Origin of the sequence: Micromonospora sp. NPDC047467, from assembly GCF_040643095.1 — a bacterium.
Lineage (GTDB): Bacteria > Actinomycetota > Actinomycetes > Mycobacteriales > Micromonosporaceae > Micromonospora.
Genome location: NZ_JBEYTO010000002.1, coordinates 612,979 through 634,110 on the forward strand (window position 1 = coordinate 612,979; position 21,132 = coordinate 634,110).

General features: G+C 72.6%; 12 protein-coding genes. 5 read left to right on the forward strand and 7 right to left on the reverse strand.

Annotated elements, in window-relative coordinates; genetic code table 11:
- Positions 1-106 precede the first annotated feature (106 nt).
- Entirely contained in the window at positions 107-1,195 is a 1,089-nt protein-coding gene (locus tag ABZ780_RS07040) for a methyltransferase domain-containing protein (protein ID WP_357484867.1), read from the forward strand.
- A gap of 56 nt (positions 1,196-1,251) precedes the next feature.
- On the opposite strand, the gene ABZ780_RS07045 is transcribed toward ABZ780_RS07040, so the two are convergent.
- The 4 genes from ABZ780_RS07045 to ABZ780_RS07060 form a co-directional block, all read right to left on the reverse strand.
- On the reverse strand, positions 1,252-1,539 hold the full coding sequence (locus ABZ780_RS07045; RefSeq protein WP_357004556.1) for a phosphopantetheine-binding protein: 288 nt from the start codon (positions 1,537-1,539) through the stop codon (positions 1,252-1,254).
- Positions 1,540-1,584: 45 nt separating this feature from the next.
- Entirely contained in the window at positions 1,585-2,199 is a 615-nt protein-coding gene (locus ABZ780_RS07050; protein ID WP_357484870.1) for an NAD(P)H-dependent oxidoreductase, read from the reverse strand.
- Positions 2,196-3,296: an LLM class flavin-dependent oxidoreductase gene (locus ABZ780_RS07055; protein WP_357484873.1), complete on the reverse strand. Its 1,101-nt coding sequence runs from the start codon at positions 3,294-3,296 to the stop codon at positions 2,196-2,198. Before ABZ780_RS07055 ends, ABZ780_RS07050 begins: the two co-directional genes overlap by 4 nt.
- 158 nt (positions 3,297-3,454) lie before the next feature.
- On the reverse strand, positions 3,455-4,753 hold the full coding sequence (locus ABZ780_RS07060) for a condensation domain-containing protein (RefSeq protein ID WP_357484876.1): 1,299 nt from the start codon (positions 4,751-4,753) through the stop codon (positions 3,455-3,457).
- A 60-nt stretch (positions 4,754-4,813) separates the two neighbouring features.
- Here ABZ780_RS07060 and ABZ780_RS07065 point away from each other — a divergent pair, with 60 nt between their 5' ends.
- The gene (locus tag ABZ780_RS07065; RefSeq protein WP_357484879.1) at positions 4,814-5,770 is read left to right on the forward strand and encodes a ferritin-like domain-containing protein; all 957 of its coding nucleotides are present in this window, start codon (positions 4,814-4,816) and stop codon (positions 5,768-5,770) included.
- Entirely contained in the window at positions 5,763-6,794 is a 1,032-nt protein-coding gene (locus ABZ780_RS07070) for a methyltransferase (RefSeq protein ID WP_357484881.1), read from the forward strand. The genes ABZ780_RS07065 and ABZ780_RS07070 overlap by 8 nt, the downstream gene beginning before the upstream one ends.
- Positions 6,795-6,851: 57 nt before the next feature.
- Here ABZ780_RS07070 and ABZ780_RS07075 read toward each other — a convergent pair whose 3' ends face one another.
- The 3 genes from ABZ780_RS07075 to ABZ780_RS07085 form a co-directional block, all read right to left on the reverse strand.
- A complete protein-coding gene (locus ABZ780_RS07075; RefSeq protein WP_357484884.1) occupies positions 6,852-8,057 on the reverse strand; it encodes a cytochrome P450 in 1,206 nt (401 codons plus the stop codon).
- 63 nt (positions 8,058-8,120) lie between these two features.
- On the reverse strand, positions 8,121-8,546 hold the full coding sequence (locus ABZ780_RS07080) for a VOC family protein (RefSeq protein ID WP_357484887.1): 426 nt from the start codon (positions 8,544-8,546) through the stop codon (positions 8,121-8,123).
- Positions 8,547-8,590: 44 nt separating this feature from the next.
- Positions 8,591-9,319: a 4'-phosphopantetheinyl transferase superfamily protein gene (locus tag ABZ780_RS07085; protein WP_357484890.1), complete on the reverse strand. Its 729-nt coding sequence runs from the start codon at positions 9,317-9,319 to the stop codon at positions 8,591-8,593.
- 153 nt (positions 9,320-9,472) lie between these two features.
- On the opposite strand from ABZ780_RS07085, the gene ABZ780_RS07090 reads away from it, so the two are divergent.
- Positions 9,473-16,009, forward strand: coding sequence for an amino acid adenylation domain-containing protein (locus ABZ780_RS07090; RefSeq protein ID WP_357484893.1), 6,537 nt, complete (start codon positions 9,473-9,475; stop codon positions 16,007-16,009).
- Positions 16,006-21,126: an amino acid adenylation domain-containing protein gene (locus ABZ780_RS07095; RefSeq protein ID WP_357484896.1), complete on the forward strand. Its 5,121-nt coding sequence runs from the start codon at positions 16,006-16,008 to the stop codon at positions 21,124-21,126. Before ABZ780_RS07090 ends, ABZ780_RS07095 begins: the two co-directional genes overlap by 4 nt.
- Positions 21,127-21,132: the final 6 nt, after the last annotated feature.

Sequence of the window (21,132 nt, forward strand, 5' to 3'; positions counted from 1 at the left end):
AACGACCGATGACCATCCTACTGTCTGCATGTATCGTGCAACAGACATAGGAGTGTTGTGTGTAGACACTCCACAAGCGCAGCTGTGCTGCCCGGGGAGGTGTCTCATGACGGCGTCTGACGCGCAGACACACGTGTTCGCGATGAGAATGTGGAAGTCTCTTCTCGCCACGCAGGAGCTGCTGTCGGCGTACCTGGGGGTCAAGCTCGGGTTGTACGAGGCGCTGGCCGCCGCGCCGGGGCCGTTGCGCCCGGACGAGTTGGCCCGTGCCGCCGACATCGCCCCCCGGTACGCCCGGGAGTGGCTGGAGCAGCAGGCCGTCTGCGGCATCGTCGAGACCGACGATGTACGGCTACCGGCCGAACGTCGCGCGTACCGGCTCCCCGCCGGGCACGCCGCCGTCCTGACGGTCTCGGACGACCCGATGTCCCTGGCTTCCCTCGCCGTGCTGCCGCTCGGCGGCATCGCCGCCGCCCTGCCGGACCTCGTGGCGGCCTACCGCAGCGGCGCGGGTGTGCCCGACGACGTGTTCGGTGTGGACTGGCGCGACGGCCACTCCGGCGCGAACCGGGCCCTGTTCGCCCACCAGCTCGCCGGCTGGATCGTCGAGCAGATGCCCGACGTGCACGCCCGCCTCGACGCGCCCGGGAAACGCATCGCCGACGTCGCCTGCGGGACCGGCTGGTCGAGCATCGCGCTGGCCCGCGCGTACCCGCGTGCCGAGGTGACCGGCCTGGACCTGGACGGAGCCGCCCTGCGGCAGGCCGAGCGGAACGCCGCCGAGGCGGGTGTCGCCGACCGGGTCCGCTTCGCCTGTCGCGACGCCGCCGACCCGCAGTTGGCGGGCGAGTACGACCTGGTGTGCCTCTTCGACGCGCTGCACGAGGTGTCCCAGCCGGTCGCCGTGCTTCAGGCGTGCCGGCAGTTGCGTGCCGCCGACGGCGCCGTGCTCGTGATGGATGCCAAGGTCGCGCCGGCCTTCACCGCCCCCGGCGACGACGTGGAGCGGTTCCAGTACGGCACGAGCGTGCTGCACTGCCTGCCGGCGAGCCGCACCGGGGAGGACTCGACGGGCACCGGCACGGTGTTGCGCCCCGGGATGGTGCGCGAGATGGCGTTGCGGGCCGGCTTCTCGGGGATGACGATCCTGGCGGTCAACGACCGCTTCCACCGGCTCTACCGACTGAAGGGCTGACCCGCGCCCGTGGTTCGGGAGGGGTCCGGGCGGCCCGGACCCTACCCGACCCGTGCTCAGGCCCCGTCGCGCTCCTCGAGCCGCTGGACCACCAGATCCTGCACTGCCCCGACAGTGGTGATCTTGCGTGCGGTGTCCTCGTCGATCGGATCGAGGTCGAACTCGTCCTCGATGGCGAACGCCACCTCCATCAGGGCCAGGGAGTGGTAGCCCAGGTCCTTGATGAGGTGGGATTCCGTCGTCACCTCCACGCCGTCCTTCGGCGCCATGTCGGAGATGACCGCCGCCACGGCAGCGCGGATCTCCTCCTCGGTACGGCGGGCGGGAGCGGTCTGCTCGGTCATGGTCGATCTCCTCTGTGCTGCTGGCATGACGGTTGAATGGGTCGCTCAGGAGGCCCGAGCGCCCGTCAGCGGGTGGACACGAGGGGCGGAGAAGCTGTGGCGCTGGTGGCGCACCACCGCCCCGAGCGCGGGCGCCCAACGGCGCGACCACGCCGCGACGACCTCTGGCACGTCCTCGAACTCGTCTTCGAGGACCGACAGGCAGGGCACCGGCGCGGTCGCGCCGAGTTCCGTCAGCAGCGGACGCAGGTACTGGTCCCCCGCGCCGCGGTGCTTGGCCCAGCCCGCGGTCATCGCGCCGACGGTGACGCAGTCGGTCAGCCCGTCCATCGGAAGCATGTCCAGGAACAGCTTCAGCAGGCCGGTGTAGGTGCCCTTGAACGTCGGGCTGACCACCACCAGCAGGCCGGCGCGGCGGACCAGGCCCAGGGCCCGCTCTATCTCCGGCCCCAGTGGCACGCTGCGGCTGGCGCGCAGCGGCAGCGCGGCGCCGATGTCGGCGAGGTCGACGATGTCCGGCCCGGCGAGTTCGACGCCCTCCGCGGCGAGGGCGAGTGACAGCTCCTCCACCAGCCGGATGGCGATGCCGCTGGTACGGGAACCCGCACGGGGGCTGCCCAGCAGCAGCGTCGTCTCCACCAGCGCGCTCCGGTCCGTCACGAGGCCTCCCGCCCGAGCAACCCCTGGCGCCGCAGCAGCGGCAGCACGCCCTCGGCGAAGTTGTACGCCTCCTCGAGGTGGGGCTGCCCGGAGAGGATGAGATGGGTCATGCCCAACGCGTGGTACTCCGCTATCCGCTCGGCCACCTGCTCGTGGCTGCCGACGAGCGCGGCACCGGCGCCAGGGCGGACCAGGCCGTAACCGGCCCACACGTTCGGGTACACCTCCAGGTCGTCGACCTGGCCGCCGTGCAGGGCGGCCATCCGGCGCTGCCCCTCCGAGTCGGTGCGGCGGAACCGCCGCTGTGCGTCGGCGATCCGGCTTGCGTCCATGCCGTCGAGCAGCCGACGGGTCACCGCCCACGCCTCCTGCGCGGTGTCCCGGCTGATGACGTGGAACCGGGTGCCGAACTCGACAGTGCGGCCCTGGGCGGCGGCCAGTTCGGCGACGCGGCTGGTGAGGGTGGCCAGCCCGTCCGGACGCTCGCCCCAGGCCAGGTAGACGTCGGCGTGCGTGGCGGCGACTCGCTGCGCCTCAGCGGACGAGCCACCCAGCAGGATCGTCGGTCGGGTGTGGTGGGGACGGCTCAGCATCCCGGCCTTGACCTGGTAGTGCTTGCCGTGGAAGTCGAACGGCTCACCGCGCCAGGCACGGTGGAAGACGTCGAGGAACTCCTCGGTGCGGGCGTAGCGCTCGTCGTGGTCGAGCCAGTCGCCGTAGCGTCGCTGCTCGTCGGCGTCCCCGCCGGTGACGATGTTGAGCATCAGCCGGCTGCCGGAGAGCCGCTGGAACGTCGCGGCCGACTGGGCGCACACCATCGGCGGCTGCGCGTTGGGTCGGCAGGCGATCATGAAGTGCATGGTGTGGGTCTGCTGCGACAGCGCTGCCGACACCAGCCAGGGATCCTCACAGAACAGGCCGGTCGGCACCAACGCGCCGGCGAAGCCGAGCCCGTCGACGGCCTGGGCGACCTGGCTGAGGTAGTTCAGCCCCGGCTCCCGGCGGATGTTCCTGGTCCCGTCCGCACCGTCCGCGCTCTTGGAGACCTCCCGGCCGTCGCCGTGCAATGGCAGGAACCAGTGCAGTCGCATTGTCATCAACGGTCCCTTCCGCCTCGGGCCGGCCGACCGGCCCCGGATTGACCTGCCATCCCCGTGCGCACTTGTCTTTCCTGCTATCCACGTGCATTTACGAGTATGTGCTGGAAGGTTCTCAGGATGCCCACAACGCTGTCAATACCCGTGGCCGTGACCCGTCACCGCCCGGGCGACGGCAGCGCGACGTCCGGACGCCGCGCCGCCGCTGCCGCCACGTCCAGGTAGCCGGCCAGGAAGTCCTGCCCGAGCGCCGGGTCCGCCCAACCTCCGGCGCGGAACAGCACTGCCTGCACCCGGTGCTCGCCCACCGGAGCCAGGGCCAGCTCGAACGGGAAGCGGCTGCCGATCTCCGTGGGAACCACCAGCTCGAAGCGCGCCCCGCCGCCGGTCAGGTCATGTCGCAGCGGTGACATCACGTTGAACATCACGTCGTCGGCCCGCCCGCCGCCGGTGTCGACGATGCCGGTCGGCAGCAGGTGAAAGGGCAGATCCTGGTACGCGAACGCGCTGATCACCGCACCGTGCACGTGGCGTACCAGGTCGGTGAAGCGGTGTTGACGGGCGACCTGGGCGCGCAGCAGCACCATGCCGGCAAGCAGGCCGACGGTGTCGCGTACCTCGGGCCGGGACCGGTTGGCGAACATCGACGCGACCGCCAGGTCGGGCTGACCGGTCAGGCGGTGCAGCTGGGCGTGGAAGGCCGCCAGCAGCACCGTGAACATGGTCGTCTTCTCCCGCCTGGCCAGCTCGCGCAGCCCGGCCACCGTCGCGGCCGGAAGCTCCGCCGCGACGGACCGGGTCGCCCCGGCGGCCGCGTCGGTGGCGTCCGGGGCCGGATAGAGCGCGTCGAGCCGGGGGATCTGGCTGCCCTCCAACTGGCGTCGCCAGTACCGCTGGTACCGGGCGAGCCGGTCCGAGGCCAGCAGCTCCTGCTGCGCCTGCGCGAAGCGGGACATCTGCCAACCCGCGGGTGTGCCGACGGTGGCCCCGCCGCAGGCGGCGTCGTAGCAGGCGACCAGGTCGCGCAGCAGGATGCCGGTGGACCACGCGTCGGTGACGAGGTGGTGCAGGTTGAGGCAGAACAGGTGCTCCCGTGGGCCGACCCGCCACACGCTGGCCCGCGCCGGCCACTCCCCGGCGTCGATCGGCGTCTGGAGTTCCCGGGCCAGCGCCGCGTCCGGCGCCTCGCCCGCCACCGCATCGGCCCAGGCCAGCGGCTGCGGGCGCGGGGCGTGCACGCGCTGCACGAGACGCGCGCCGCGGCCGTGGAAGGTCGTCCGCAGCGCCTCGTGTCGGACCACGAGCTGGTCGACAGCCGCCTGCAACGCCCGCTCGTCCAGGTTTCCCACGATGCGGCAGACGACCGGGCAGTTCAGCGCGCCGAAGTCCGCGCGGTAGTGCTTGATCATCCACAACAGTCGCTGGGAGACCGAGGCTGGTGTGTCGCGTGCTTCCACAAACAGCAGGATAGCTTTTGTCGTTGGCTTTGCGTGCCTCGCAAACTAGTCTTTGCTGCTATGAGTGAGTTGGTAGTGCGTTCCACCCAGGACGCCCGGCTCAACTGGAACTACGAGTCCTCCGACACCCGCACCGGCTCGCTCTACCAGCGTGCCAAACAGGCGCAGTGGAGCGTCGACGAGATCGACTGGCACCTCGACGTACCCTTCGGGGCGCCACTGCCCGACGATTCCGCCTTCGCCATGGCCGGGTTCGCCGCCTCCCCGCTTGCCGCGCGGGGCCGGCCCGCCTGGGACGAGTTCCGCTGGGAACTCCAGGCGTGGATGGTCAGCCAGTTCCTGCACGGTGAGCAGGCGGCCATGGTGGTCGCCGCCCGGCTGGTGGAGATCGTCTCAGGACTGGACAGCAAGCTGTACGCCGCGACCCAGGCGGTGGACGAGGCGCGTCACGTGGAGGTCTTCTCCCGCTACCTGGGGGAGAAAATCCAGCGGCCGTACCCGATCTCCGAGCCGCTGGAGCTGCTGCTGACCGACATCCTCGAAGACAACCGCTGGGACGTCATCTCGCTGGGCATGCAGATCATGGTCGAGGCGCTGGCGATGGCCGCGTTCCGGCTGGCCCACAGCACCTTCCACGACCCGCTGATCAAGCAGATCACCGGCCTCGTGGCGCGGGACGAAGCCCGGCACGTGTCGTTCGGCGTGCTGTCGCTGCGCGGCCTGTACGACGAGATGACCACTCGCGAGCGGACCGAGCGGGAGGAACTGGTGCTGGAGTCCGCGGCCCTGATCCGCCGCCGGTTCCTGCTCAGCGACATCTGGGAACGCATGGAGGTCCCGATGGCCGAGGGACTCGACTTCGCCGCCCGCAACGAGCTGATGGTCGCCTACCGGCAGGCCATCTTCTCCCGGGTGGGCCGGGCACTTGACCAGATCGGACTGATGACCCCTCGCGTGCGGGACGGGCTCGTCCGGCTGGATCTGATCCAATTCGTGGAGGGCAGGCGCGGTGGTTGAGCGAGCGGGCGTCCGGCAACGGCCGCCGATGGACCTGGCGTCGCTGATGCGGCTGGCGGAGCTGACCGATGTCATCGTGCCGATGACGGTGCGGGCGGTCAGTGACCTGGGCATCGCCGACCTGCTCATCGACGGGCCCCGGCCCGTCGATGAGCTCGCCGCCGAGGTCGGTGTGCACGGGCGGTCGCTGTGCCGGGCGCTGCGGGCGCTGGCGGCCAAGGGCATCTTCACCGAACCGGAGCCGGAGGTCTTCGCCCTGACCCCCCTGGCCCAGCCGCTGCGCAGCGACCACCCGATGTCGATGCGCGCCGTCTACACGCTGCTCGCCTCCGACGTGCAGGCGTGGGCGATGCTGCCGCACAGCCTGCGCACCGGCGAGGCCGCCTTCGACCGGGCGCACGGCACGGACTACTGGAGCCACCTGGCCGAGAACCCGGACGAGAGCCGGCGGGTGGACCGCTGGATGCACGCGATCACCCGGCTGCACCTGCGTACCGTGCTGCCCTGTCACCCGTGGGGAGAGCTGTCCCACGTGGTCGACGTCGGCGGAGGTGACGGCGGGTTCCTCGGTGGCCTGCTCGCGCGGTACCCCGCGATGCGCGGCACGCTGGTGGACCTGCCGCACGTCGTCGCGGCGGCGGAGCGGGTCCTGACCGAGGCCGGGGTACGCGACCGGTGCGAGATCGTCCCCGGCAGCTTCTTCGACGCGCTGCCCGCCGGCGCGGACGCGTACCTGCTCAAGACGGTGCTGCCCGGGTTCGGCGACGACCAGGTGGTGGCGGTGCTCCGCCGGGTCCGGGAGGCGATGCGACAGGACAGCCGCCTGCTGCTGCTGGAGGCCGTCCTGCCGTCCGGGGACACCTTCGACGTGGCGAAGCTGTACGACGTGCACACGCTGGTGCTCACCGGCGGCACCCACCGCACGGCCGAGGAGACCGCGGCCCTGCTCGACCGTGCCGGGCTGCGACTGGACACCGTCCGGCCGACGGCCACACTGACCATCCTGGCCGCCACGCCGGCCTGATCCGGCCCCGCCGGGCGGGGGGAGGCCGGCAGCGCCGGGCGGGGGACGCCGGCAGCGTCAGGCGGGCCGGACGGCCAGCGGCACGTGGGCGAAGGCGCGGAACGGCGTGTCGGCCTCCCGGACCAGCTCGCCGGCCTGCTCCACCGAGCGGGTGCGCCGCAGCACCCAGTCGAAGACGACCTGCGCCTCCGTGCGGGCCAGGAACGCGCCCAGGCACAGGTGTCCGCCGCCGCCGAAGGTGACGTGCGGGTTCGGGTTTCGGGTGACGTCCAGCGTGCCGGGGGACCGGAAGACCGCCTCGTCGTGGTTCGCCGAGCCGAGCATCAGCACCAGCACCCGCCCGGCCCGTACGGTGCGCTCCCCGATCCGCACCGGCTCCCGCACCAGCCGGGCGGTGCCCTGGATGGGCGCCTCGAAGCGGAGGAACTCCTCCACCGCGCCGGGCACCAGGCCGGGGTCGGCGCGCAGGAGGGCGAACTGGTCCGGCGCCCGCAGCAGCGCGGCGAACCCGTTGGTGATGAGGTGGACGGTGGTTTCGAAACCGGCGAAGAACGAGAAGACGGTGTTGTCCACGATCTCGTCGTGGCTCAGCCGGTCCCCGTCGTCCTCGGCCTGCAACAGCGCCGACAGCAGGTCGTCCCCGGGCGCCGCGCGGCGCTCGTCGAGCAGGCCACCGATGTACTTGCGCAGCCACTGGACGGACTCGTGTGCCGCACCCCGGGAGTCCTCGGGAACGATGGCGCTGAACGCCCGCCCGAGACTCATGGCGTGCTGCCGGACGTCGTCGTGGGCCTCGGGCGGGATGCCCATCAACGTGGACACCACCAGCACCGGCAGCGGGTACGCCAGGTCGCGCACCACGTCGCAGGTGCCGGTCTCCAGCGCCGGGGTCAGGAGCTGGTCCACGGTCTGCTCGATGTAGCCGCGCATCCGCCGCACCACGGCCGGAGTGAAGGCGCCGCTCATCAGCCGCCGGAGCCGGACGTGGTCCGGCGGGTCGCGGTAGAGCATGATGCGCTGGAAGAAGTGGCTGGCCGGCCCCTCGCCCACCGACAGGTGGTGGTACGGCTCGGGGAACTCGCTGCCGAGGCGGGGGTCACGCTGCAACGCCACGACGTCGGCGTGCCGGGTGACGCCCCAACTGCCGGGGCCGATCCGGCACAGCGGCCCGGCCTCGCGCAGCTGGGCGTAGGTCGGATAGGGGTCTTCCCGGACGGCGGGGTCGAGCGCGTCGAACCTGGGCGGCAGACCAGAGGCAACCATGCCTGCCAGTCTTGGCCCGAACCCACCACCCGGGCAAGTGTTTACGCGTGTTTGTCGAGAACCCTACGCCGACGCTTCACGAGGCAGGTAGCTGCCGAAGCTCCAGACGTGGCCCTCAAGGTCGTAGACCCCGTAGTCGCGAGAGCCGTACGAGGTGTCGTGCAGCTCGTAGACCAGCTTGGCGCCGGCCTGCACCGACCGCTCGTGGTGCTTGTCGACGTCCGCCGCGTCGCCGACGCAGATGTAGATCCCCCCGCTGGTGGCGGGCAGTTCGCGCGGGCTGACCATGCCCAGCGTGTCGTGCGGGCCGCCGCCGCCGAGCTGAATGGTGGCGTTGCCCCAGCTCAACTCGGCGTGCACCACCTTGCCGTCCACCTCGGTGACGTCGAAGCGCTCCAGGCCGAACGCGTTGACGAGCCAGTCGACGGCAGCCGTCGGGTCCTGGTAGCGGAGGAAGGGGATGACCGGAGAGAACGAACGTTCCGACATGAAGCCTCTTCTCGCGTATTGATCGATCTGTGCGGTGCGGTTCATCATAGGTGACTCGCCTCTGTACGAGGGTCAACATCACGCTCGACAATCGACAGTGGCCGGCCGAGAGTGGCCAGCGCGCCCCGGTAGTCGTCGCCGACGGCCAGGTCGAGCAGGTGCACGCTGACCTGCGGCGGCGGCCGGTTCGCCCAGCTCAGAAGCTGGGCGGGGGCATCCGGGGCGCTGACGGTGAGGTCGGCCGGCGACGGCACGAGGCCGTCCCCGGTCGCCTTGAGGATGGCCTCCTTGCGGGTCCAGTACCGGATGAACGCGGCGAGTCGCCGTGGCTGTGGCAGGTCGGCCAGCACCCGACGCTCGACAGGGGAGAGTGCCGAGACGGGAATCCGGCGACCACGTAGCGCCACCCGCTCGATGTCCACGCCGCAGACCGTGTCGCGGGCGATCGCCACCAGGATCCGTTCTGCCGAGTGCGACACCGACACGTGCAGCACACCCGCGTCGGTCCGCACCTCCAGCCGGCCGTGCGGGCCGGCGCAGTGTCGGCACGTCGAGGAGAAGACGACCTCGCGCGGCGTGGTGTTGGCGTACCGGGCGGCCAGTAGCCGCGCCGCGACACGGCCCGTCACGAAGCGGGTGTGGGCCGCGTCGTGGCGCAACCGCCGCGCCCGCGCCTGCTCGGCGTCGTCGAGCAGGGCGTGCAGCCGCTCGGGGACCGGCCCGGCGCGGCACCGCCAGACCAGGCACTCGCCGCTGCCGAGCCCCTCGCCCACGCCGTTCCCCCGTCCGCCGGCGTCTTTCCCCTCGCCTTCGTGGCGAGCCTTTACGAGCTTTACCGACTATCTCTAGACCCGAGTCGCGATCCGCTGATAGCTTAGCGCCAGCCGAGCGGAGACGTGGTAGAGGCTTACTGAGGAGACGCGACATTGGACGTTGCCGTCGACACCGATCCGACCCTGACCCTCGACCGGATTCGGGAGGACGTCGCGGAGGCCCTCGGCTGCCCGCCGTCACTGGTGGGGGACGACGACGATCTGCTGATGCTCGGCCTCGATTCGATCGCGCTCATGCGGCTGGCCAGCCGCTGGCACAGTCAGGGCGTCCCGGTCACCTTCAGTGAGCTCATCGAGTGGCGCACCCTCGCACAGTGGTGGCGCCTGGTCGAGGAGCGCGACGCCGAGGCCCGCCCGGCGCAGCTGCCGCCGGTGGTCGTGGATGAGTCCGCGCCGTTCGGCCTGGCCACGATGCAGCACGCGTACTGGGTCGGCCGGGCGGACGGGCAGCCCCTCGGTGGCGTGGGCGCCCACTTCTACAACGAGTTCGACGGTGCCGGTGTCGACCCGGACCGGCTCGACGCCGCCGTCCGCACGGTGCTGCGTCGGCACGGCATGCTGCGGGCCGAGTTCCACACCGACGGCACCCAGCGGATCCGGCCGGAGAGCCCGTGGCCGGGCCTGACCGTGCACGACCTGCGTGAGCTGCCGCCGAATCGGTGCGAGGAGGAGTTGGCGCGGCTGCGCCACCGGTTGTCCCACCGGCGGCTGCGGGTGGAGGAGTCGGAGACCTTCGACATCCAACTGTCGCTGCTGCCCGGCGGTGCCACGCGGGTGCACGTACACGTCGAGATGCTTGTCGCCGACGCCCACAGCTTCCGGCTCATCCTGTCGGACCTGGCGGCCTTCTACCGGGACCCGGACCGGCAGGTGCCTCCCGTGAGCCTCAGTTATCCCGCCTACCTCGCCACCGTCGCCGCCCGTCCCGACGAGGCCCGGGACAGGGCCCGCGAGTACTGGCGCGAGCGGCTGGACACCCTGCCCGGCCCGCCCCAGCTGCCGACCGCCGTGGACCCGGCCACCGTGGAGGGCCACCGGGTGGTCCGCCGCTACCACTGGCTGACCCCGCAGCAGCAGGCGGAACTGGAACGGCGCGCGGCGACGGCGGGAGTCACCCTGTCGATGGTGTTCCTCGCGGCCTTCGCCGAGGTGCTGGCCGCGTGGAGCAGCAGCGGCCGATTCGTGTTGAACCTGCCGATGTACGACCGACGCCCCGTCCACCCCGACGTCGGCGCGGTCGTCGGTGACTTCACCAACCTGGTTCTGCTGGAGATCGACACGACCGGACCGGCCGGCTTCGTCGACCTCGTCCGCCGGCATCAGGACCGACTGCGCAGCGACGCCGCCCACTCGACGTACAGCGGGATCGACGTACTGCGCGACCTGTCCCGCGCCCGGACCGGCCAACCCGTCGGTGCGCCAGTCGTCTTCACCAGCGCGTTGAGCCTCGGCGAGCTGTTCGACGCCGAGGTGCGGGACTGCTTCGGCCTGCCCGGCTGGACCATGTCCCAGACCCCGCAGGTCTGGCTCGACTACCAGATCACCGAGCGCGAGGACGGCCTCTACCTCAACTGGGACGTCGTGGACGAACTGTTCCCCGAGGGGTTCGTCGACGACATGTTCGCCGCTTACCTGGGGATCGTCGACTGGCTGCTCGACCCGGCCACGGACTGGTCCGGGCGCGCCCCGATCGCGCTGCCCGCTCACACTCTTGCCGCCCGGGCGTCGGCCAACGACACCGCCGGCCCTACCGCGGACGGGCCGCTGCACCGCGAGGTGTTCGCCTGGGCGGCCCGTGAGCCCGACCGGCCGGCGGTGCTGGCCGGGCCGGGCCGGGCGGGCGTGCTCACGTACGGCGAGATGGCGGGCCGGGCGCAGGCGCTGGCCGACGAGCTGACCACCCGTGGCCTGGCCCCCGGTGACGCCGTCGCCGTCACACTGCCGAAGGGCCCCGACCAGATCGTGGCGGTGCTCGGCGTGCTGCGGGCCGGCGGCGTGTACGTGCCGATCGGCGTCGACCAGCCCAACGCCCGGCGCGAGCTGATCCGGGCCACCGCGGCGGCCCGGTTCACCGTCACCGCCGCCGGGGCCGCGGACGGGTCGCCCGTCGACTCCTCGACCACACTGACCGTCCCCACCGTCGGCGTGCCGTTGCGCGACGACGCGCCGCCTGTCGACCCCAAGCAGGACGCCTACCTGCTGTTCACCTCCGGCTCCACCGGAGCGCCGAAGGGGGTGCGGGTGCCCCACCGGGCGGCCCGCAACACCCTCGACGACCTTGTCCGGCGGTTCGCGATCGGCCCGGACGACCGCGTCCTCGCGGTCTCGGCCCTCGACTTCGACCTGTCCGTGTTCGACATGTTCGCCCTGCTCGGCGTGGGTGGCGCCGTCGTCACCGTCACCGAGGACACCCGCCGTGACCCGGCGGCCTGGCTGCGCCTGGTCCACGAGCACCGGGTGACGGTCTGGCAGTCCGTCCCGGCCCTGCTCGACCTGCTGCTGACCCAGGCCGAGACCGGGGCGGCGGGTGGAGCCAGGCCGTTGCCGCTGCGGCTCGCCGTGCTCGGCGGCGACCGGGTCGGCCTCGACCTGGCCGGTCGGCTGGCCGAGGTGGCCCCGGGCAGCCGGCTGTACGGCTTGGGCGGCACCACCGAGACGGCGATCCACTCCACCGTGCAGTCCGCCCCGGTCGACCCGCCGCCGCACTGGCGGTCGGTGCCCTACGGCGTGCCGTTGCGTAACCAGCTCATGCGGGTCGTCGACGAGCACGGCCGGGACCGGCCGGACTGGGTGCCCGGCGAGCTGTGGATCGGCGGCCGGTCGGTAGCGGCCGGCTACGCGGGCGACCCGCGACGGACCGCCGACCGGTTCGTCGAACATGCCGGGCAGCGCTGGTACCGCACCGGCGACCTGGCCCGGTACTGGCCCGACGGCACGGTGGACTTCCTCGGGCGTACCGACTTCCAGGTCAAGATCCGGGGCCACCGGATCGAGCTGGGCGAGATCGAGGCCGCGCTGGAGCGCGACCCGGACGTCTCCCGCGCGGTGGCCCAGGTTGTCGAGGGGGCCACCCTCGCCGTCGCCGTCACCGTCACCCGGGCCGACGCCGACCCCCAGGTGATCCGGCAGCGCGCCGCCGAACAGCTGCCGCCGTACATGGTGCCGGCCGTCGTGGTGGTCCTCGACGCGTTCCCGCTGTCGGCCAACGGCAAGATCGACCGCGCCCGGCTGCCCGAGCTGGTCGCCGCCCGACCGGCGGTCGCGGGCACCGCGCCCCGGGGCGCGGTCGAGACGGCCGTGGCCGCCCTCTGGTCGGAGCTGCTCGACGTGCCCGAGGTGCACCGGGAGGACAACTTCTTCGCCCTCGGCGGCGACAGCCTGGTCGCCACCCGGCTGCTGGCCCGGCTGCGCGAGACCGGCATCGCCGGCGCCGAACTGCACCACCTGTTCCACGCCCGCGACCTGGCCGGCTTCGCGGTGCGGTTGCGCACCACGGGTACGGCTGGCGGACCCGCCGAGCGGCGTGCGCTGACCGCCGACCCGGCGCACCGGCACGACCCGTTCCCGCCCACGGACGTGCAGCGCGCCTACTGGATGGGGCGCACCGCCGACTTCGCGCTCGGCGGGGTCGGCTCCCACTGGTACTGGGAGTTCGACGGCGGGGACGTCGACCTCGACCGGCTGCGCCGGGCGGTCGACACGCTCATCGCCCGGCACGAGATGCTCCGCGCGGTCTTCGACGACAACGGCGACCAGCGGATCCTGCCCGAGGTGCCGCCGTTCACCATCACTGTGCACGAGGGGCAGGAACGCCTGGCGACGCTGCGCGAGCAGCTGTCTCACCGTGTCCCGGACCCGTCCCGGTGGCCGCTGATCGACATCCAGGCCGTGCGTCACCCCGGCGGCACCCGCGTCGCGTTCAGCTTCGACTACATCGTGCTCGACGCGTTGAGCATCGTCGTCTTCTTCTCCGAGCTGTCCACCCTCTACCGCGACCCCGACGTCGAGCTGCGCCCGCTGGGGGTGTCGTTCCGCGACTACGTGCTCGGCGCGGCGGCGCCGCCGGAGGCGGTTGAGCGGGCGGGGGCGTACTGGCGCGGGCGTCTGGACGACATCGCCCCGGCCCCCGCGCTGCCGCTGGCTGTCGACCCCGAAACCCTTGTCGCCCCGCGGTTCGTCCGTCGCGAGCGCAGCCTCACCCCGCAGCAGTGGGCGGCGATCAACCGGCGTGCCCGGGACCACCGACTCACCCCGGCCGCGGTCCTCGCCACCGCGTACGCCGAGGTGCTCAGCGCGTACAGCGGGCAGGACGAGCTGACGCTCAACCTGACCATGTTCCAGCGCCACGACGTGCACCCCGACATCGGCGCGATCCTCGGCGACTTCACCTCGCTGATCCTGGTCGGCTACCGAGGGGCAGCGGGGCAGCCGTGGCGGGAGACCACCCACCGGTTCCAGCAGGACCTGTGGGCCGGGCTGGAGCACAACGACGTCTCCGCCCTGTGGGTGCTGCGGGAGCTGGCGCGCCGGCGCAACAGCGGCACGGTCAGCATGCCGATCGTGTTCACCAGCGCGCTCGGCGTGGCCGCGGACCTGGTCAACATGCGGTTCCCGTTCGGCGAGCTGACCTGGGGCATCTCGCAGACCCCGCAGGTGTGGCTGGACAACCAGGTCATGGAACGCGACGGCGGGCTGACCTTCAACTGGGACAGCGTCGACGAGTTGTTCCCCGACGGGCTGCTCGACGCCATGTTCGACGCCTACCACCGGCTGCTGTGCTGGCTCGCCGACGGCGACTGGGACCGGCCGCTGCCGGACATGCTGCCGCCGGGGCAGCGCGCGGTCCGGGCCGCCGTCAACGCCACCGACGCCCCGGCGCCCGGGCACACCCTGCACGGGCCGTTCTTCGCGCACGCGGCCCGCGACCCCGACCGGCTCGCGGTCGCGTACGGCGAGACGTCGATCAGCTATGGCGAGCTGGCCACCCGCGCGCTGCGGATCGCCGGGGCGCTGCTGCGCGCCGGGGTGGAACCGGGCGACGCGGTCGCCGTAACCGTGCCTCGCGGGCCGGACCAGGTCGCCGCCGTTCTCGGCGTGCTGGCCGCCGGCGCGTCGTACGTGCCCGTCAGCGTCGACCAGCCTGCCGCCCGCCGCGATCGGATCCACGCCAAGGCGCAGGTGACCGCCGTGGTGGGCCGTCACGACGGGCATCATCTGCCCACCGTGGCCGCCGACGTGGACGGGCCGCCGCTGCGCGGGCCGGTGACGGTCGACGCGGACGCGTTGGCGTACACGATCTTCACCTCCGGCTCCACCGGGGAGCCCAAGGGGGTGGAGATCACCCACCGGGCCGCCGTCAACACGGTGACCGACATCAACTCCCGGTACGGCGTCGGACCCCAGGACCGGGTGCTGGCGGTCTCCGCGCTGGATTTCGACCTGTCCGTCTACGACGTGTTCGGGCTCTTGGCAGCCGGCGGCGCGCTGGTCGTGCTGGCCGACGAGGACCGCCGGGAGGCGCGCCGCTGGGCCTGGCTGGCCCACCGGTGGGGTGTGACCGTCTGGAACTCGGTGCCCGCGCTGCTGGACATGCTGCTCGTGGCGGCTGGCGACCACCCGCCGTCCGGCCTGCGGCTGGCCCTGGTCTCCGGTGACTGGATCGGCCTGGACCTGCCGGACCGGCTGGCGCGGGTCGCCCCGCACGCCCGGTTCGTTGCCCTCGGCGGTGCCACCGAGGCGGCGATCTGGTCCAACGCCTGCGAGGTCGCGGTGGTGCCGGAGCACTGGCGCTCCATCCCGTACGGCCGCCCGCTGCGCAACCAGCGCTACCGGGTGACCGACTCGCGTGACCGGGACTGCCCGGACTGGGTGCCCGGGGAACTGCGCATCGGCGGCACCGGGGTGGCGCTGGGCTACCGCAACGCCCCCGAGTTGACCGCCCGGCAGTTCGGCGTCGACGACGAGGGCCGCCGCTGGTACCGCACCGGCGACCTCGGCCGGTACTGGCCGGACGGGACGCTGGAGTTCCTCGGCCGGGTCGACTTCCAGGTCAAGGTGCGCGGGCACCGCATCGAGCTGGGCGAGATCGAGGCCGCCGCCGAGGCCCACCCGCTCGTCGGGCGGGCGGTGGCGATGGTCGTCGGTCAGGCGCCGACGCAGCACATCGGCCTCGCTGTCGTACCCACCACCGGGGGTACGGAGCCGGACCTGGCCGGTTGGCTGGCCGAGCGGCTGCCCGCGTACATGGTGCCCGAGTACGTCGTGACGGCGGAGCAGCTGCCGCTGACCGCCAACGGCAAGGTCGACCGCCAGCGGCTCGGGACGCTACTGCGCGCCGACCCGCTCGACGACACGGCCGAGCCGCCCAAGGGGCACACCGAGGAACTTCTCGCCGCGCTCTGGTCGCAGCTGCTCGACCAGCCGGTCGACGACCGCCGGCACAGCTTCTTCGCCCTGGGCGGGGACAGCATGCTTGCCACCCGCCTGCTGGAGGCGCTGCGCCAGCGGCTCGGCGTGGACATGACATTGCGACAACTGTTCGCCGTACCCGTGCTCGCCCAGCTCGCGGCCGCTGTCGACGAGCAGCTCCGTGCGTCGGCTCACGACGACGTCGAGGAAGGTGTCATATGAGCAACGACCCCCGCATCCCCGTCGAGCGGCTGGTCACCGACCTCGAACGGGCCGGACTGCGGCTGTGGGCCGAGGACGGCGCGCTGAAGTTCCGCGCGCCCGCCGGCTTCATGACCGACGAGCGGCGCACGCTGCTGCGGGCCCGCCGCGACGAGATCCTCGCCCACCTGGCCAACGGCCGGATGCCGCGAGTGGTGCCGGACACGGAGCACCGCCACGACCCGTTCCCGGTCACCGAGGTGCAGTCGGCGTACCTGCTGGGCCGAGGCTCCACCTTCGCCTACGGCGGCGTCGCCTGCCACGGCTACGGCGAGCTGCACTATCCGGATCTGGATCCGGAGCGGATGACCCGCGCCTGGCGGGCGCTCATCGCCCGGCACGACATGCTCCGCGCGGTGATCGACATCGACGGTTCCCAGCGGGTGCTGCCGCAGGTCGACGACTACCACATCGCCGTACGCGACCTGCGCGGGCGCGACCGCGACGAGTTCGACCGCGGGGTGACCGAGGTACGGGCCGAGATGGACCACCGGGTGTTCCGGCCCGACGTCTGGCCCCTGTTCGAGGCGCGCGTGACCCGAGGCGACGACGAGGCGGTGCTGCACGTCTCGGTGGACTTCCTCATCGCCGACTTCGTCAGCATTCAGATCATCCTCGACGAGCTGCACCACCTCTACCACGACGCCGGACCGCTGCCCGAGCTGGAGATCGGCTTCCGGGACTACCTGCTGGCCGAGCGGAGCTGGACGGCGAGCCACCGGGAGACCGACCGCGACTACTGGCTGCGCCGGGTGGACGACCTGCCGCCCGGCCCGGAGCTGCCGCTGACCAGCCGCGCCCGACAGACCGAGGGCCGGTTCCGCCGGCTGGCCGCCACCCTGGAACCCGAGCTGTGGGAGGGGCTGCGCAAGTACGCGGGCCAGCACGACGTGAGCCCCTCCGGCGCGGTGCTCGCCGCGTACGCGCACGTCATCGCCGTGTGGAGCCGGCGTCCCACGTTCACGCTGAATGTCACGATGCTCAACCGGCTGCCGCTGCATCCACAGGTGCCCGCCGTCGTCGGCGACTTCACCGGCGTGGAGTTGCTCGCGGTCGACCAGAACGAGGCGGACACCTTCGACCGCTGGGCTCGGGCCGTGCAGGCCCAGCTCTGGCAGGACATGGACCACCGGGCGTTCTCCGGCATCGAGGTGATGCGGGAGATCACCCGCCGACGCGGCGCCGACGCGGCGCTGTTCCCCGTCGTCTTCACCAGCGCGATCGGCCTGGGCGAGGCCGGGGCCACGGCATCGGTGTCGCACGGACAGATGGGGTACGGGATCAGCCAGACCCCGCAGGTCGTCATCGACTGCCAGAACTCCGAGCGGGATGGCGGGCTGTCGACCAACTGGGACGTACGCGAGGGTGTGTTGCCCGAGGGCGTCGTCGACGACATGTTCGCCGCCTTCGAGCAGCTGCTGCGTCAGCTCGCCACCGACGACCAGGCGTGGCAGCGGGTCCCGTCGAGCCTGCTGCCGCAACGGCAGCGACGCCGCCGCGAGGAGATCAACGCCACCGCCGCCCCGCTGACCCGTGCCCGTCTGCACGACGCGGTTCTTGCCCAGGCCCGTCGTACCCCGGACGCCCCGGCGGTCATCCACGGTACGGCCACGCTCAGCTACGCCGACCTGGCCGCCCACGCCACCGGCATCGCCGCCCGGCTCGTCGAGTCGGGCTGCGTACCCGGCGGCCTCGTCGGGGTGACCCTGGAACGCGGCCCGGGGCAGGTCGTGGCCGTCCTCGGCGCGCTGCTCGCCGGCGCGGTGTACGTGCCGGTGGACACCGCGCAGCCCGTGGCCCGGCGCGACACGATCCTCACCGGTGCGGGCGTACGGCACGTGCTGACCTCCCGCGACCTGGCCGCCGGCTCCTGGCCGTCCGGGGTCGTCGTCGTGGCGCTGGACGAGGTGCCGCCGGCCGACCCGCCCAGCGAGCCGGGTGGGTCGCGGCCCGACGACCTGGCGTACGTCATCCACACCTCGGGCTCGACCGGGACGCCGAAGGGGGTCATGATCACCCACGAGGCGGCGCTGAACACCGTCCTCGACATCAACGCCCGGTTCGGCGTCGGCGAGCGGGACCGTGTGCTCGCCCTGTCCCAGCTCGGCTTCGACCTGTCGGTCTACGACATCTTCGGCCCGCTCTCCGTCGGCGGGGCGCTGGTCGTCCCCGACGCCGAGCGGCGCGCGGACCCGTCGCACTGGGCTGACCTGGTGGCCGCCCACGGGGTGACGGTGTGGAACTCCGTTCCCGCCCAGCTCCAGATGCTCTCCGGATACCTCGGGGTGGCCGGCACCGCGCTGCCCACCCTGCGGCTGGCGATGCTCTCCGGCGACTGGATCCCGGTGGCCCTGCCCGACCAGATCCGCGCCCAGGTGCCCGGCCTCGACGTGGTGAGCCTCGGTGGGGCGACCGAGGCGTCCATCTGGTCGATCCACTACCCCGTCGGCGTGGTCGGCGAGGACTGGGCCAGCATCCCGTACGGCCGGCCGCTGGCCAACCAGACCTTCCACGTCCTCGACCCGCTGCTGCGGCCCTGCCCCGACTGGGTGACCGGAGAGCTGTTCATCGGCGGCGTCGGCCTCGCGCTCGGCTACCTGCACGACCCCGAGCGCACGGCGGAACGGTTCATCGTGCACCCCGTCACGGGCGAGCGCCTGTACCGAACGGGCGACCTGGGCCGGTACCTGCCCGACGGCGACATCGAGTTCCTCGGCCGGGAGGACCACCAGGTCAAGATCCGTGGTCACCGGATCGAGCTGGCCGAGATCGAGACGGCCCTGCAGAGCCACCCCGACGTCGCCGGGGCGGCGGTGCTGGTCACGGGCGACCAGCCGCTGGAGCGTACCCTCGTCGCCTTCGCGCAGCCCGCCGCCGCGACGCCGCCGGCCGAGGACGTGGCCGACCTGGACGCGGTCGCGGCGCGGGCCGGTGACGCCGCGCTCGACGGCGTCGACCCGGACCGCTACCTGGAGTACGCACACCGGCTCGACCAGGTGGCCCTGCCCGCCATGCTGGACACCTTCCGCCGCGCGGGAATGTTCGCCACGCCCGACGACCGCCACACCGCCGCCGAGATCGTGGCCGCCACCGACGCCGCGCCCCGACACCACCGGTTGCTGCGCCGCTGGCTCGCCGCCCTGGTCACCGAGGGTCTGCTGGCAGTCGACGGCGACCACTACCGGCTGGCCGGCGTCGTCGCATCCGACGCGCTCGACGTCGCGTGGGCGGCGGTCGACGCGGCGGCGCTGCCGGGCGAGGAGCGCCTGCTCGACTACTTCCGGGCCAGCATCCGCCACCTGCCAGCCCTGCTCCGTGGCGACGAGGACCCGCTTCGGCTGCTCTTTCCCGAGGGCAAGCTCGACGTCTCCCAGCAGCTCTACGAGGAGGCGGTGTTCAACCGTTGGGCCAACCGGGCCGCCGGTGCCGTCGTGGCGGAGTTGGGCAGTCACCGTCGGCACACCGGGCCGCTGCGCGTGCTGGAGGTCGGCGCGGGTGGCGGCGGCACCACCGCCGCGGTGCTCGACGCGCTCGCCGGGCACGACATCGACTACCTGTGCACCGACCTGTCGCCCTACTTCGCGGGGCAGTCGCAGGCCCGCTTCGCGGAGGTGCCCGGCGTCCGGTTCGGCCTGTACGACCTGGACGCCGACCCCACCGAGCAGGGCCTCGCGCCCAACTCCTTCGACCTCGTCGTCGCCGGGGACGTGCTGCACGCCACCGCCGACGTCGACCGGGTCCTGGACCGGCTGCGCGGGCTGCTCGCCCCCGGCGGATGGCTGGTGGCCCTGGAGATGACCCGGGACCACTACCAGATCATGACGTCGCTGGAGCTGCTGGTCCGGCTCGATGACGCCACCGGCGACTTCACCGACGACCGCGCCGGGACCGGGACGGTCTTCCTCGCCCGCGACCGGTGGCGGGACATCCTCGACCGGGCGGGCGCCGACACCAGCGTCTGCCTGCCGGCGGAGGACACCTTCGTCGGACGGATGGGCATGTGCGTGCTCGCCGCCCGGTTCAAGGCCGACCGCGCACCCGTGCACCCACGGGCGCTCACCGACCACCTGCGTGCCCGGCTGCCCGAGTACATGGTGCCCGGCACCGTGGAGATCCTCGACGAGCTGCCGGTCACCGACAACGGCAAGATCGATCGCCGGTCCCTCGCGGGGCGGCTGGGTCGCCGGCACGGCGGGGCGCGGGCCGGACTGGCCGGCGCGGCACCCGAGACCGAGCTGGAACGGGACCTGGTCGCGATGTGGAGCGAGGCCCTCGGTACGCCGGTCGGGCGCGACGGCAACCTGTTCGAGCTCGGTGGGGACTCGCTGGTCGCCGCCCAACTGGCCGGGCGCATCATCGAGGAACTGCCGCCGGCCCGCGCGCTGTTCTTCGACGAGGTGCTGCGCAACCTGCTCGAACTGGCCACCGTCGCTCGGCTCGCGCAGTGGCTGACCACCGCCGCCGAGGCCGGGGAGCAGCCGCAGGAGGCCGGCCAGCAACGGTCTACGGAACTGCTCGTCGCCGTGCACGCCGAGGGCACCGGCGTACCCCGGATCTTCCTGCCCGACGAGGCGGGATCGGCCGACGGGGTCGGGCCGCTCGCCGCGGCGCTGCTCCCCGCCGCCCCCGCCTGGGTGTTCACCGGCGCGGGGCTGGAGCTGCTGCCCTCGGTGGACAATGCCGCCGCCGCGTACGCCCAGGCGGTCGTCGACGCCGACCTGCCCCAGGTGGAGTTGCTCGCCCACGGACCGATGGCGGTCCTCGCCGTCGAGGTGGCCCGCAACCTGACCGAACGCGGTGTGCTCGTCGAAGGGCTGCGCCTGTTCGCCGGCCACCGACCCGGCCCGGGCAGCGTGGACGACCCCGCCGCCGGAGTGCGCGACGCCCTCGCGCGCCACGAGCCATCCATCTACGCCGGGGACATCACCCTGGTGCAGCCGGCGCGGGACGCCGAGATCGAGTTCTGGGAGGACCTCTGCCTCGGCAACCTCGACGTGGTCGACACGGCTCTGCCGGCGGAGCAACTGCGCTGGTCCGCGGAGCCCGCCGCGCTGGCCGCCGCGCTCGGACCGGCGTGATGAACC

What these genes read in the sequence shown, in the direction of transcription:
- ABZ780_RS07045 (WP_357004556.1), bottom strand. Translation starts at nt 1,539, where the DNA reads ATGACCGAGCAGACCGCTCCCGCCCGCCGTACCGAGGAGGAGATCCGC.
- ABZ780_RS07075 (WP_357484884.1), bottom strand. Translation starts at nt 8,057, where the DNA reads ATGGTTGCCTCTGGTCTGCCGCCCAGGTTCGACGCGCTCGACCCCGCC.
- ABZ780_RS07055 (WP_357484873.1), bottom strand. Translation starts at nt 3,296, where the DNA reads ATGACAATGCGACTGCACTGGTTCCTGCCATTGCACGGCGACGGCCGG.
- ABZ780_RS07080 (WP_357484887.1), bottom strand. Translation starts at nt 8,546, where the DNA reads ATGTCGGAACGTTCGTTCTCTCCGGTCATCCCCTTCCTCCGCTACCAG.
- ABZ780_RS07040 (WP_357484867.1), top strand. Translation starts at nt 107, where the DNA reads ATGACGGCGTCTGACGCGCAGACACACGTGTTCGCGATGAGAATGTGG.
- ABZ780_RS07095 (WP_357484896.1), top strand. Translation starts at nt 16,006, where the DNA reads ATGAGCAACGACCCCCGCATCCCCGTCGAGCGGCTGGTCACCGACCTC.
- ABZ780_RS07065 (WP_357484879.1), top strand. Translation starts at nt 4,814, where the DNA reads ATGAGTGAGTTGGTAGTGCGTTCCACCCAGGACGCCCGGCTCAACTGG.